At 55.2% G+C, this 14,614-nt stretch carries 7 protein-coding genes and 1 pseudogene; all 8 read right to left on the minus strand.

Annotation, left to right across the window (positions count from 1 at the left end; all coding sequences use genetic code 11):
- Positions 1-12: 12 nt before the first annotated feature.
- On the minus strand, positions 13-3,282 hold the full coding sequence (locus ABD971_RS10465) for a hypothetical protein (protein ID WP_345321801.1): 3,270 nt from the start codon (positions 3,280-3,282) through the stop codon (positions 13-15).
- Between the two features lie 173 nt (positions 3,283-3,455).
- A pseudogene (locus ABD971_RS10470) lies at positions 3,456-5,129 on the minus strand (hypothetical protein); the annotation flags it as partial.
- A gap of 646 nt (positions 5,130-5,775) precedes the next feature.
- Positions 5,776-7,026, minus strand: a complete 1,251-nt coding sequence (locus tag ABD971_RS10475; RefSeq protein WP_345321805.1) for a M16 family metallopeptidase — start codon at positions 7,024-7,026, stop codon at positions 5,776-5,778.
- Between the two features lie 56 nt (positions 7,027-7,082).
- A complete protein-coding gene (locus ABD971_RS10480; RefSeq protein WP_345321807.1) occupies positions 7,083-8,411 on the minus strand; it encodes a M16 family metallopeptidase in 1,329 nt (442 codons plus the stop codon).
- Positions 8,380-9,795, minus strand: a complete 1,416-nt coding sequence (gene miaB / locus ABD971_RS10485; protein WP_339941140.1) for a tRNA (N6-isopentenyl adenosine(37)-C2)-methylthiotransferase MiaB — start codon at positions 9,793-9,795, stop codon at positions 8,380-8,382. The genes ABD971_RS10480 and miaB overlap by 32 nt, the downstream gene beginning before the upstream one ends.
- A gap of 463 nt (positions 9,796-10,258) precedes the next feature.
- On the minus strand, positions 10,259-11,479 hold the full coding sequence (locus ABD971_RS10490) for a DUF1573 domain-containing protein (RefSeq protein WP_345321809.1): 1,221 nt from the start codon (positions 11,477-11,479) through the stop codon (positions 10,259-10,261).
- Positions 11,480-11,636: 157 nt separating this feature from the next.
- Positions 11,637-12,899, minus strand: a complete 1,263-nt coding sequence (locus ABD971_RS10495) for a DUF1559 family PulG-like putative transporter (protein ID WP_345321811.1) — start codon at positions 12,897-12,899, stop codon at positions 11,637-11,639.
- A 306-nt stretch (positions 12,900-13,205) separates the two neighbouring features.
- Positions 13,206-14,447: a DUF1559 family PulG-like putative transporter gene (locus tag ABD971_RS10500; RefSeq protein WP_345321812.1), complete on the minus strand. Its 1,242-nt coding sequence runs from the start codon at positions 14,445-14,447 to the stop codon at positions 13,206-13,208.
- Positions 14,448-14,614: the final 167 nt, after the last annotated feature.

The following is a 14,614-nucleotide window of genomic DNA, read 5'->3' on the forward strand; positions in this document are numbered from 1 at the left end:
CGGCGACTTGGGTTATGCCGCTCGTTTTACCTCGTCGTCCGCAATCGCAGGGCGCTGGGGTTCGGAAGCCGAAACCCGTGCCCGCCGTAGTTCGCGAATTTTTTCGGCATGATCGTGAAGTTCGCTTTCAAGATCGCGAATCCGATTGCTTGCCTTGGCATTCGCCTCGAGACTGTCTTCGAGTTCCGCGGTCACCCGGTCGAGATGTTCACGCAAATCAATGATCTGGGTTTGCAACGCATCGTTTTCGGGGCGCAGTTGCTCGGATTGTTCGAGTTGGCTTTGCAGCTCTTGGATCGTCGCATGTTGATTGTCGATGGTCGCTTGGATCTGGCTTCGTTGATCGCGAGTCTCATCGAGTTGCTGCTGCACCTCCTCGAATTGATGTCGCAATTGGCTAAAGTCTTTCAGTTGGCTCTTCAGCGAATCGAGTTGGTCGGTTTGCGCCGCGATCTCTTCGCGGCGTTCTTCGTTAACGCGGCGAAGTTCTTCGAGTTGACCCTGGGTAAGTTGCAGTTTTTCGCGAACCGAAGCGGATACCTCGGCTTCCTGTTGCCAACGTTCGCTTTGGTGTGCAAACTCGTTCTTCGTCTTTTCAAACGATACGATTTCGTGTTGAAGTTCCACAATGGTTTGCTTCGCGAAGACAAGTTCTTCGGCCGATCGCTGCAAGTCAGCGAACTGAGATTGCATCTGCTCGAACTCGGCCTGCCGCGGTCGGATCGAACCACGCAGTTGGCTATTTTCGTCGGCGAGTCGCTTGATTCGCTCCGAGGATTGCTCGATCTGGACCTTCGCCTGCTCGAGCTGAGTCTTGTGCTGCTCGAGCAGTGTTTTGCTTTGGTTCGACTTTGCGTTGGCTTGTTCCAACATCGCGGCCGTTTGTTCGCGTACCGCACTTAGCTGTTGGATTTCGGCCACGTGCCGTTCCCGCTCGGACTTCAGTTCGTCCAGTCGCAAGGTGGTTTCGATCAATTTGGACTTCGTTTGATCCAATTCGTCCTGGCGGCTACTTAAACGTGATTGAGTCTCGGTGAGTTCGCTCGTCAGTTGTTGTATTTCAACAAGACTCTGTTCTCGCTCGGAAGTCAATTCGTCCAACTGTCGCACGGTTTCCGAAAGTTGCGATTGGGTTTGTTCCAGTTCACTTTGACGTTGACCCAGGTCGGTTTGAGTTTCCGCAAGAGCCGTCGTGGATAGTTCCAGTTCGCTCTTGGTTTGCGTCAGTTCGAGCTTGGTTTGTTCTAATTCGGCGGTCGCAGTTCCCGAAGTGAGCAGTTGTTGCTGCAGTTGGCTGATTTCGCTTTCTTGGCTTTGCAGCGTCTCGGTTTGCCGCTCCAAGTCAATCATCGCGCTCGACAACCGTTGTTGCAGTTGCACAAGTTCGCTTTGTTTGCCAGCCACAACGCTCTGCAGGGGTACGAGTTCGCTCAATTCGTCTTCGAGGCGAGCGATTTCGGCAACCTTCGTTTGTAACGATTGTTGAAGTTGTTCTTGGTGAGCGATCGCTTCGGCAATCGTCGCGTCTTTTTCATCGAGCTGTTGTTGCAGCAGTTGCACGTTTCCGTCCGTGCCACCGTGCTGTGTGTTCAGCGTGGCAATGGTTTCGGTATGCTGTTGGATTTCTTCGGCGAGTTGTTGTTGGACGCCGATCAGCTCGGCGACTGCGGCTTCCTTGTCGCTCAGTTGTTGCTGCAGCGATGCGATGCGGTCGCCCGTTTCGCTGTGTTGGTCAGTCAGCGTGGCGATGGTTTCGAGATGCTGTTGATTTTCTTCGGCAAGTTGTTGTTGGGTACCGATCAGCTCGGCGACTGCGGCTTCCTTGTCGCTCAGCTGTTGCTGCAGCGATGCGATGCGATCGCCCGTTTCGCTGTGTTGGTCAGTCAGCGTGGCGATGGTTTCGAGATGCTGTTGATTCTCTTCGGCGAGTTGTTGCTGGGTTCCGATCAGCTCGGCGATCTCGGCTTCCTTCTCGCTTACTTGTTGCTGTAGCGAGTCGTAACGATCGCCCGCGTCACTGTGCTTCGCCGTCAGCGTGGCAATGGTTTCGCTATGTTGTTGGTTTTCTTCGGCAAGTTGTTGATGGTGGTCCATCAAGGCAGCCAGCTCGCTTGTCTTATCGCTCAATTGCTGCTGCAACGCCGAGCAGCGATCCTCCGATTCACCCTTCGCTGCGATCAGCGTAGCAATGGTTTCGGCTTGCTGGCGGTAATCGTCGGCTAATTCGTCATGCTTCGCCGTCAACGCGGTGATCTCTGCATCCTTGTCGCTCAACTGTTGCTGCAACGATTCGTAGCGATTACCCGAATCGCTGTGTTGAGCGGTGAGTTGATCGATCGTTTCGGCCTGGGCATCGTTTTGTTTGACCAGTTGGTCGTAGGCCATTTTTTGCTCGGCCAAGGCGACGGATGTCTCGGCGAGTTCAGCCCGCAACGGCAACAGCGAGTCAAGTTCTTCGCTCATTTGGTCCAGCCGCGACTGTTTGCTTTTGATTTCGTCGTCGAGTTGGCTGAAACGTTCTTGTTGTGCTTGGGTTTGCTCGTGTGCGGCGTTTTGCTGCGTCGTTAACTCAGCAATCTCGGCGTCCCGCTGTTGGATCTCGGCGATCCGAGCGATGAGTTCTTGCTCGAGATTCTGATTCGTCTCAGCAACGTGCTGGTAATTTGCTTGTGCGGATTCGAGTTGCTGACGCAAATCGATCACGGTTTGGTCGTTGGACTCGGTGATTTCGTTTTGCCGCTGTTGCAGTTCGGCTCGCAATTTCACAAGCTCGTCATTGAGCTGGGTGTTGGTTTGGTTTAGATCCTGGATTTTCTGCCCACGTGTTTCGTTTTCTTGACGTGTTTGCTGGATTTCGGCGTCCAGGGCCGAGCTGGATTGCAGCACCTCTTGAAGCTGAGAAACAAGCAGTTCGTTGCGACTGACCTCTTCGTTCAGCCGTATCGTTGCCTCTTCGCGTGCAGCGACTGCTTCGCTCGATTCACCACGGGTGGTGTCCAGCAATGCTTGAAGCTCGGCGTTGCGAGTCGCCAAGTTCTCGTGTTCAGACGATCGGCTATCGAGCTCGCTGGATTTGGCGTTCAGCAGTGACTCGAGTTCGGCGACATGTTGCTTATGTTGACGAACGACCTCGCGCGATTTCAGATAGCGATCTTCAGTCTCACGCAGTCGTTTGCGATCCGAAGCGTTATCGCGATACCACAACAGGTGTCCCACCAGGAGGCCGGCGATCAGGAACGCAAGCATGGAAAAAGCAGCCGGGAGTCCAAACAACTCGGTCATCTTCGATTCCAAATGGAATAACACACATAAAGTCAACGAACAGCGTTGACGGCCGAACGCGGTGACGAGTTATCACATGCGAACGTCCAGCTCGTTTGGCTTTATCAGGAAGCTAGCCCCCCTGTCGACCTTGATTTCCGAGAATTTTTGACGTGAGGGGGCAGCACCGACCTCTAAACGTGGCGAATGAAATCGGCGGCAAAGCTGCGTATCTCGCTGCCATTGAGCACGTGGACCATCCGTAATTGTTGGACTTGTTCGTCGCTGAACGAGTTCAGCGGGACATGCACCAACCGTTTGTGATGCCGCCGCGCCAACCGTTGCCATCCCGAACCAGGCGGTAATGGTGATAGCAAAGCGATCTCGCGTCCGCGTGAATGCAAGCAAGCCGCGGCAATCAGCCGTTCTTCGAGCGTTTCGGCGTAGTCCACTCGAGGGTCGACCCAAACGTCGGGAATGACGACCGGCGGATACAGAAACAGGGCGCCACCATAGATGCTCAGTCCGATTCCCGGACCCACCATCTCGTCTTGGTAATTGGTAGCAAATAGTGCGAGCGTGGATTCCTCGTTGTGTTCTGCGAACCAAGTGGTGCGCCAGGGGTACTTTCGTGGGTCGGCGGGCGAATCGAACAGCATCACACAAGCATCGAGCACCCCGCGGCTCGGCGGCACGACCTTGACATAGATTTGTCGTTCGTACCAATGACGCAGCGTGTCACGAATGTCGATGCCATCTTTGACGCTGGTCGTAAATTTCTCGGTCTTGGCAAGATCGTTACCGATGATCGCTTGAGCACGGTCGAACACACGCGTGCGGAAATTTTCGATGCGAGCATCTTCAGGCGGATAGCTGCAATGGCTGTATGGATTCCATTTGTATTTCCAGCGTTCTTTCTCGTACGTGGTCGCGCGGCGCTGTAATTGAATGGTTTGCCACATTAGCGGCGGGCCTGGCAATCGGCTGACCAGCGAATGCGTTTCTCCGTCGGGCAAGCGAGCTTGGTCAATCCCCAGGGTGACTTCGGGTAGCGCTTCGCCATCGTCCTGCGGTGGCAATGGTTCCCGGTTGCCGTGTTGATAGGTGTTAGCCAGTTCGGCAACGTGCAAGGCAAACTGATCTCCGAGGATTTGTTTTGCCGCCGTCACAATCGTGACCAAATCGGGCGTCATACGGCGATGGATCAGCGACAGGTTGCGGATGTATTGCAAACACTTCGACAGCAGCAGTGGCGTGACACGGCGAGCACGATTGCCGAGTTCTTTGCGATAGCTATCACGCGCCGCGATCAGCAATTCCTTGACGCCGTCAATTTGGATGTTGTCATCGTTTTCCAGTTCGGATCGCGCCCGTTCGTACAATCCGGTGATGAAGGGCAATTCGCCATACAGGAACATCAGCGTGCGGTCTTTGACGGCAAAGCGTTCGGCCGGTTGCACGACGTCATGTTCGGGTAGGCTGATGTTGGCCGACATCTCGTTACGCGAACTTTGCTGTGTCGACGGTGCTAATTGGTTGTATGCTTCGCGAATCCATGGCCAATGCAGCACGCTGCACACAAACAGCGTTCGCTCGTGACGGGTTTCCAGTTCACGCAGCCGCATTGCCATGTGCACGATGCGGCTGCGGGTTTGGTGGTCTGGCGGCCGAGCGATGCTGGGCAGCAATGCGGCGGCAAAAATCTCGGGGGCCACATGCCGCACGGCAAAGGGATCCGGCATCACGGTGGAATAGGGACAAAACGGATCGGTTTCCAGGTCGACATAGGCTCGCGGCAGGTGCTCGCCCATCGCCGCTCGGATCGCCATGATCACAGGTTGGCAAGGATCGATCGGCACATAGCTGGTCGGGGGCGTTTCGGGATCTTCCTCGTCATCGTCCGAGGCTTCGGACTCGTTTTCGTTCCAGGGGCCTTGAGCCCATTCCGAGCGAAATTCGCTGGCGGCGAAATCGGGTTTCGGAGGCTGCAGGACAATCGACGCGCGAGGCAGGTCCAACACGCCCGCTTCGACCGCTTCGCGAAACGATTCCGGCAGCGGAACTGCCAAACAATCAAACGAATACTCCAAAAACCAACGGCGAACCGTCAGCGCAAATTGGCCGCTGCCGTGGATGATCGGCAGCACGGCGAGTCGTGGACTGATCCTCAGCAGAGCTGGGACGTCGTTCGTTTCAGAAAAATTCAAGGAAACTGCTCTTTTCTAACGAACCAATATGATCTAAATTCGTACCCACGTCGAAACAATCGGGTTTATTCAGGTGAGACGCCGTTAGGAGCAATTGCTCTGGCCACTCATTATCCCTCTCGCCTCTCCGATTCACTTTTCCATCATTTTCGACAATCGTCATTCTCAAAAACGCAGTTCCGATCGGAACTGCGTTTTTTTTGTCGTTTTTTTCAGTCAATCCTAACCCGAAGCGTCGGCGAGGGATCGCATCAAGATCCGTTTCCCCTCGCTGACGCGTCGGGTTGTGAAATCACTGCAGCGTGACCTAGACCGCCGCCTCGCTGGCCGTTGCCAACACATCGGTTGTTTCTTGGCAGAGATATTTTTTAGCCGCATCGGCGACCGCTTGCTGGTCCACTTTGCGGAATCGCTCGAGCAAATCGTCGGTGCTGGCGTACTCGTTGCGGATTAGCCATCGGCTGCCGACGCTGGACAGCCGGTTGCTGGGCCGTTCGCTTTGCATGATACAGGCGGCGGTGGCCTTGTTCACGGCTTGCTCGAGTTCGTCACTGGTGACCCCTTCGTCGGCGGTGCGGCGAAGCACATCGGCCATCCATTTGCGATTGGCCTGCATCTCGCTTGGTTCGCAAACCAAGTAGGCGAACCACGCGCCACAATCGGTGAATTCTTGCGGCCACACCGTCGCGGCCTCGGCGCGTCCGGTATCGATCAAGTCCCAGAACAGCCGGCTGCCTCCTTCGTCACCCACGATCGAAGCCAGGATGCGTGCCGCGTAGCGATCCTCGCTGGCCATGCTTGGTCCGGGACTCATCTGTACGAAATAAGCTTGCGCAGCATCTTCGATATCAAGTTCCGCATCCATGGAAATCCCGTCCGGCAGCGTTTGCGGATCGTCCGCCTGCGGTTCGGGGGTACAGGGCCGGTCGGCCCAATCGCGAGTTTGTTCTTCGACCGCTGCGACTAACGCATCGAAGTCGACGTTGCCGGTTGCGGCCAACACAATGTTTTCGCCACGATAACGGCGATTGAAATAGTCACGCATCGTTTCGATACGCATCGTTTCAATCGACTCGCTCGTCCCGAGCACACGGCGTCCGAGGCCTCGCGGGCTAAAGTGACGCTCCATCGCACGTTCAAAGGCACCAAACGGAGGTTGGTCTTCGTACTTGGCGATCTCTTCCAAGATTACTTGTCGTTCGGTTTCAAATTCCCCAGCATCCAGTGACGGGCTGAGCATATCGGTCAGCAGTTCGATGATCCGATCTTGAAATTTCGGCAGCACGGTGGCGTAGTAAACCGTTTGTTCTTCGGTCGTGTAGGCGTTGCTTTGGCCACCAAGCTCGTCGAGTTCGCGATTGACATCAGCAGCCGATCGCTTCGCTGTTCCCTTGAACATCATGTGTTCCAGGAAATGGCTTAACCCCGATTCGATGTCGGTTTCGTTGCGAGAACCCGCGCGAACAAAGTAGCCCATTGCCGCAGAATAACAGCGGTTATCAATCTCCGCTGCGATGCGGAGGCCGTTGGCAAGCGTGTGGTGTCGGAACTGCGCCATATTCAAATCGAACTTTAAGATTGCGGGTGGAGGGAACGGACAGCGGCATCCGGCAATTATTGCGGTGCAGACAGCTTTTTGGGACCGAGCGTGACGATGCGAAAGTCGCCCGGAAGATGGTCCAACCAATAAGACTTGACCTCGTCAAGCGTCAACGACTCGATGATCTGTTCCAATTCCGCTGTGGTTAGCACGCGGCCGAGTTGAAAGTAATCCGACGCGATCGACGAGGCACGCGATGCGCTCGATTCTTGCTCCATAATCAAGTTGCTTTGGATGCGTACTTTCCATCGCTCGAGTTCATCGATGCGGAGGTCCTCGGTGAATTTTTTGAATTCGCCGAGCGTCACATCCAAGGTTTGCTGGGCCCGTTCCGGTGTGGTGCCGGCATAGCCGAACACTGCCCCTAATTGCTCGAGTGAATGGCAGCCTGCGGTGATCGTGTAGCAGAGTCCTCGTTGTTCTCGCACGCGATCGAACAAGCGGCTGCTCATTCCGTCACTGAGAATCCCGATCGCCGCACGCAGTTTAAAGTAGTCGGTGTGCCCAAAGGGGATCCCGTTAAAGGAAAAACCGATGTGCGTTTGACTCGACGGAGAATCGATGTGCTCTTGACCGGCGGTGCCTTCAAACGTTGCCGCCGCCGCGATCTCGCCCGACTTCCAGTCGCCAAAATTCTGTTTGGCCCAGCCCACGACTTCCTCAATATCCAAATTGCCTGCGACCGCCAAGATCGCACCGCCTGCGTGATAGTGGGATGTGTAGAATTCGCGAATGTGATCGGGCGTGATCTTTGCCAAACTGGTCTGCGTACCATGGCTGTTGCGACCGAGTCGTTTTCCGTATTGCATTTCACGCAACCGGATCATTACTCGTTGGGTCGGTTCGTCTTCGATTGCTCGCAGTTCTTGCATCGCCATCAATTTGGCATCGTCAAGTTGATCGGCGGGCAAGTGCGGGCGACGTACGATGTGGGCATACAGCTCCAGTGCGGCCTGCAGCGAATCCGCGGGCATCGATCCACCGTACGAGACGGCCGAGGTCGAAACGCCAGACGAACGATCCATCCCAAGATTGTCTTGGATCGCGACCAGGTCACGGCTGCTGTAATTTCCCGCGCCACGCTGGACCATCTCGCAAACCATCGACGCGAGTCCCGCGTCGTCATCCGCTTCGGCATTGACGCCGCCTCGCAACGATAACGAAAACGCTGCGGTTCGCAGCCATGGCATGGATTGAACAAGGACCGCCATCCCGTTATCAAGTTTTTCGATATGGATGGATTCGGTCGAGGAAGACAACGTATTCAGGGCAATCCCTTCAAGGTGAGTTTCAGATACTAGGTACGGGTACTTAGGTTCGGGCGAGGTCGATCGAAACGACATCCACCGTTTGTACTCGACCAATCAACGTGTGAACAAGTGCGTCGTCGATCGCGATCTTCATGAATTGGCCTGCTTGACGACGGTTGCCGTCAAAAACAACGATTCGGTCACACGGTGTGCGGCCGACCATTTGCACGACATTCGCATCGGGATCCGCTTTCGCCGCCTTCTTGCTAGGGCCTTCCACCAGCACCTCGACGACGCTGCCCACCAATTTCAAATTGTCTTCTTTGGCGATCGCATCTTGGACCGCAAGCAACTCGTTGTTGCGGCGTACTTTGACGTCGTGCGGGATGTCGTCCTCGAGTCGTTTGGATGCCTGCGTTCCCGGTCGCACACTGTACTGAAAGATAAAGCTGTTCTTGAATCGGCAACGCTCAATCAAAGCGACCGATTTTTGAAAGTCCTCTTCGGTTTCGCCACAAAAACCGACGATGAAATCGCTGCTGACGGCGGCTTCGGGCAAAATCCGTTCGATTCGCTCGAACATTTCCATGTAGTCGGCGATCGTGTAGCCACGCTTCATTCGCTTCAGCACCGCGTCGGAACCGCTTTGTGCGGGGACGTGAAGGTAAGGCGAGCATTTCGGTAAATCACGCACCGTCGTCAACAACCGCTCGGTCATGTCTTTGGGATAGTTCGTCACAAATTTGATGCGATCGATCCCGTCGACCTCGTGCAGCTCTTCGAGCAGCGAAGACATGTCAGTGGTGTGATCCCCATCGCGATAGCGGTAACTGTTGACCGTTTGCCCGAGCAGCGTGATTTCGCGACATCCTTGCTCGGCCAACGTGCGAGCCTCGGATAAGATCTGTGCCGGCGGTCGTCCTTGTTCGGGCCCCCGTGTGTTGGGGACGACACAGTAGGTGCAAAACTTGTCGCAGCCGATTTGGATTCGCAAGTAAGCCTGGAACGGCGTCGGCCGCATCGTCGGATCGCGGAGCGGGTCAAATGTTTCATGGCTCCGCGCGATCGTCGCTTGCGATCCATCGGTCCGCGAGAGGGAAACGGCGAGTTGACGTCCTTCGCCGCGACCAATTCGCTGCAATAACTCAGGAATCGTGTGCAATTGTCCGGGACCGACGACCATATCGACATACGGAGCACGCTTGAAGATCGTTTCCTGGTCCTTCTGCGCCATGCAACCCATCACCCCAATCATTTTGCTGGGGTCGGCTTCTTTGGCAGCACGGATTTTGCCCAAAGCACTGTAAATTTTGTCCTCGGCATGCTCGCGAACACTGCACGTGTTGTACAGCACGCAGTCGGCATCCAAGGGCGAATCCACGACGGTATAACCGTGTCGCTTCAGGTCGGCGATAACCATCTCGCTGTCAAGCACGTTCATTTGACAGCCAACGGTGTGGATAAAAACTTTGCTCATGTCTTCTTTTTTGATTTCTCTTTTTCGGTTTTGCTGCCAGCGTCTTGGCTGCGCTGCACGAAGGATCGGAGGGCGTCGGTCAGCCGAGAGCGGCGACGATGGAGCCCCGAAAATAATAGCATTGCCGCGATTAACGAAAACACGAGCCACAGCACGACGGGTGGCGATAAGCGGATCTGGCTAATTTCTGCGAACATGCCACTAAGATACCCGCATGTCCATCCCGTGCGGTAGGCATCTTCGCCGCTCGGATGCCTCTTGCGAAGCCGAATTTGCGGGTTTCGCGGTGAAAATCAGGGCGATCACCAGAGAAATGAGGTTCTGGCGGGCAATCCCGACCAAGATTCCGCCCCGGCAAGCAAGATTCCGCCCCGGCAAGGAAGAGTGGGGATGGGAGTCTTCGCTACCGGACGCGCAGGAGGCCGAAAGTCTGGGCGACTTTCGATACGGGCTACGACCGAAATTAGCGGCCCACCAACCCCTTTGCGGCAGGCGTGATGATTTGGCCAGCAAGGGGCATCCAGTCACTCTGCTCGGGATTTGCCTTGTTCGCGATTTCGATATAGCCTTGGCGGTCAAAATAGAATCGGTGCGGTTTGGCATCCTCGGCCAACTTGATCGTCACGCGAAAGGTGTTCTTGATTCGCGTGACCGGCTCGAGGACTGCCGTCAGACCCAGCGGAGCAATATCGGTCACCATCGCTTCGGTCACGCTGGTTTCAGTGCGAAAACGCACAAAAAAGGACCATTCTTTGGGATCGCCCACCTCCACCGTGCCCAGGTCCAATCCTTGTGAATCGAGTTCCGGACCGTGAAAGACCAATGGTTTGCCGATCGTTCCACTGACCGGCAGATCGATCCACTCGGTTTGTGTCGTTTGCGTATCGAGCACACAAACGCGGATGTTCTCTTGGAAGGCCCCCGTGCGGTGGGTGGGCGAACGGTATTTCACATTCAGCTTGTAGCCACAACGTCCCTGCAGCGAATGCAGGTCAAGCGGCAAGAGCGGTTCAGTCGCAACCTCGATCGCTCCGCTGGATGTTTCGGTTTCCAGAATGACAAAGTCATCAAACACCTGGCTGTACAGCACGCACGAGGCTTCGATGGGTTTGTCGGCGCTGCCTTTCAGATGGATGAGCGCGTCGGAGTTCACCGCCCATGCCGATCGCACTTTTCCTCGCACGGTGAATTCGATGCTCGGTTTTCGAGGATCATTGGTTTCGATGATCGCGACCTGCTCGTATTGGTCGCTGACATCCTCGCCGACATTCCAGACCAAGGTGACCGGGCGGGATTCACCGGGGGGAACAATGCGGTCTTCGATCTTGGCAACGGTGCATTTGCAGCTGCTGCCTGCGGAGGTCAGTAAGAGTTCGTCTTGTCCGTCGTTGTAAATGACGAAGTCGTGAGTTGCCCCCTGGGTTCCGGGATCGAGCAATCCAAAATCAAATTCCGTTTGCTCGACCTTGGCGACAGGGTTCTTGCTCTTTTTCGCTTCGGCAATCTCCTTGGCCTCGGCCGCAAGCTTCGCCAGGATCGCGTCGTATTCAGCGCGGCGGTGATCCGGGACGCCGTACGGTTTGTACTTGGTTACCGAACCGAGCGCGATGGCGAGACCAAAGACGGTCACAAGTGCCAAGCCGCCAATCGCAATGCGAAGACCCGTCGAGCGGAGGGAAAACATGGTGAGGATCCGTTTTCAGGAGCAATCAGGGTGAATGAATGAACGGGGTGAATGGAAGAACGGGGATGAGGTCTGGCGATGCACCATCACTCATCCCCGTCGTGTTGATTCCGGCCAAACAAGGTTGGGTCGGATGTGTTTTTCAGAAGCAACCGAATTAGTTGCTTTCGAAGGTGCCCTTCAAGGTCGCTGCATCGATGAACAAACCGTTGAACATTTCGTTTGGCATCAATTCCACTTCGCTGTCGGCGTAGCCACTGATTTGAGAATCGGTAGCAACTCCATTGGCGAATTGGAATCCAGGATTCAAGTAACCGTCGCCGTTGCGGCCGTCGTAAAACTGTTTGACCGAACCGTCAGCCATCAGGATGTTGGCGATGCCGCCGTGCAGGGCCAACCAGTCACGGGTGTCTTGAAGGTAAAGGTTGTTGCCACCTTTTCCGGTAGGACCTTTGTTCGTTGCACCGGTTGTGGTGCTGTCAAAATCAAAGCAAGCTGCGATCGTTGCGTTGCCTTTTTCGCATTGCATTTGGGAAGCGATAGGAAGCGAAGAGTCGCCAGCAGCAGATTGCTTGGCCAACGAAATCGAATCCGAAGAGTTGACGTAGGCAGGGCCGTCGTTGAACGCTTCGGTCAACAGCATGCCTTGGGGCAGCAGTTCTTCGCCGTTGCTGTCGGTGATCGAAACAACCAAAACGGCTTCGTCGATGTCGCCAGGGCCGGCGTCGCCAAGCAGAGCGATACTCGACGATGGAATACGGCTGCCGTCGATGATCGACAATTGGATCGGACCGTAAGTGCCTTCGCGTTGTTTGAAGTCGGTTTGGTTGGCCGAGCGAGTGCTCAATACGATGTTGCTTCCGGTACCCGATGTCAGCGGCGCGTTGCGGACAAGGTGGTATCCGGCCGAGTAGTTCGTGTTGTAGCCTTTTTCGAGGAACTGGGTTCCAATGTGTGAAGCACGTTCGGGTGACCCAGCAGCCAGGGCAGGAGTGGCACCAAAGATTTGGCGGCAAGCACCTTTGTTCAGACGTGCTGCGGTGGTTCCTTTGCCGTTGGTGGAGTTGCTGCCGAGCAAGTCATTGAGTTTTTCTGAGCCTTTGCCGCCGTTGCTTGGGCAAAGCATGTCCGATGGAAGTGCGGCACCGGAATTGACAAGGTCAGCGACCCAGCCGTAGGTGTCCATGCATCCGTCGCGGTTGTAATCGCTCGCACCGGTGCACAAGCGGCCGACCTGGTCGCGTTCGGCGTAGGTCAGCAGACCGATACCAAATTGGCGAAGGTTGTTCGAGCAGGTGCTGCGGCGAGCCGCTTCACGTGCTTTGGCGAGTGCGGGAAGCGCGAGTGCCGCCAGGATCGCGATGATCGAAATGACGACCAGCATTTCGATGAGAGTAAAGCCTTTTTTCGACATTTTCATTCGTAAAGTTCCTTGTTTACTCTGGACCCACTTCGCAGAAGCAGCCCAGAATGGGGATGAGTAGGTGGAGTGTTGTGGCGTTGTCGTCAGCTTCCTGTGAAAGGGAGGCTGCTGTTTGGGTTGTCACGAACCAAGACGTTGACGATTAGCGCCACTCGCTCTGCTCTTTAGTTACTTGATCAAAACATGCACTGCGTTCGCTTGATGGAATCATCTCCATCCAAGCCACCGAGTGCGTCGGTATTACGTTTAGCTAGCCCCCTCCTCCTTCGTTGTTAAAAACTGAGTCTCGGTAAGTAAAACGGATTAGTTCTCGCTTCCTTTGGAATTCAGCGAGTAGTAGCTGGACAGCATGATCTCAGGAGCTTCGACATCGCTGCTGGTCCAGTAATCGGGATGTTGAGTAAAGCCGTTGTTGATGTAGCCGTCGCCGTTCTTGTCCCCAATCGCACGAATCGATCCGTCGGCCATCAACACATAGGCGACACCTAGGTGCAGCGGAGCCATGCCGCGGTAGTCTTGTCGCGTTTTGTGGTTCCAAACACGCAGCCAACCTGAAACGCCTTCGCGGGGTGTGCCCGAAGGAAGCTTGGGGACTTCGAGCAAACTCCAGTCCGAGCCATTGTTGATGGCGACCGGTTGTCCGACCATCGATGTGGCGTAGAGTGCGCTATCGGGAATCGTTTCCCCCACACCGAGTTCCAGGAATCCGATCGCTGCGGCATCACAAAGTAGCGGAATCGTGCTGGCAGGAGCCTTGCCCGCATCGACTCGATTGGTCGATAGCGGGCCGCGTGTCTTGTAGCGACCGCGGGTATCGTTGATTAGTTGCGTGAATTCGCTGCTGGCCGAGGCAATCGCGTTACTGCATCCCTTTTCGTTTATGCTGGGGTTGCCGTTGTCGTCGAACGTGAACTCGGTGCGAAACAGGAACCAAGTGCCTGCGTAATTGGTGTTGTATCCTTTTTGGACCAAGCGTCGATCAACCAGATTTGCACGGCCAGCGAGGTCGTTGACTGATTTTTCGTCAATCTCGCGAGCGATGTTCATCACTCGGTCGCCCATCGCGTCTTCGAAGGGCTCGCTGCCGAGTCGACGACTCGAGAGACAGTCGACGCAAGGCGTGCAGCCTGCATATTTCGACAAATTGATTTCGCTAATGTCCATCGTCAACAATTGCTGGATCGCAGTTGATGCCATCGCGGGATTGCCCGGGCACCGCATCTCACTGACCAACACGCCACGATCCACCAGATCGGCGACCCATCCAAACTCGGTGGGAACACCATCGCGTTCATAATTGAAGTCGCCCGTGCAAAAGGTTGAATCCGGAGCGGTGACGGTTCGTGAGGTTAATCCGACACCGAATTGCTTCAGATTGCTTTGGCACTGTGTCCCTCGTGCAGCCGCTCGAGCTCGATTGATTGCGGGCAACATCAGCGTCGCAAGCACTCCGATAATCGAAATCACCACCAACATTTCGACCAGCGTGAACGCCGCAGACGCTCGCTTTGTCGGGGCGGAGGTGTTCGATCGGTTAGACAACATGACTTTTCTCGAGAGATTTTTTATGGGGAAGACGATGAAGTTCAAGCATTCCTGCGTATTCAAATTCCAGAAGATGAATGCAAGGTGATGGCAGTGATAAGATTGATGTAAAATTCGAACCTCGCTTTTGCTCGGCGGTGTTCGGATGTCAGTGATGACCACTGCCG

This window comes from Novipirellula rosea, from assembly GCF_039541335.1.
Classification (GTDB): Bacteria; Planctomycetota; Planctomycetia; order Pirellulales; family Pirellulaceae; genus Novipirellula; species Novipirellula rosea.

Excerpts from the sequence above, each read along its gene's own strand:
- ABD971_RS10465 (WP_345321801.1), bottom strand. The coding sequence starts at position 3,282 with ATGACCGAGTTGTTTGGACTCCCGGCTGCTTTTTCCATGCTTGCGTTC.
- ABD971_RS10475 (WP_345321805.1), bottom strand. The coding sequence starts at position 7,026 with ATGGCGCAGTTCCGACACCACACGCTTGCCAACGGCCTCCGCATCGCA.
- ABD971_RS10480 (WP_345321807.1), bottom strand. The coding sequence starts at position 8,411 with ATGTCGTTTCGATCGACCTCGCCCGAACCTAAGTACCCGTACCTAGTA.
- miaB (WP_339941140.1), bottom strand. The coding sequence starts at position 9,795 with ATGAGCAAAGTTTTTATCCACACCGTTGGCTGTCAAATGAACGTGCTT.
- ABD971_RS10490 (WP_345321809.1), bottom strand. The coding sequence starts at position 11,479 with ATGTTTTCCCTCCGCTCGACGGGTCTTCGCATTGCGATTGGCGGCTTG.
- ABD971_RS10495 (WP_345321811.1), bottom strand. The coding sequence starts at position 12,899 with ATGAAAATGTCGAAAAAAGGCTTTACTCTCATCGAAATGCTGGTCGTC.
- ABD971_RS10500 (WP_345321812.1), bottom strand. The coding sequence starts at position 14,447 with ATGTTGTCTAACCGATCGAACACCTCCGCCCCGACAAAGCGAGCGTCT.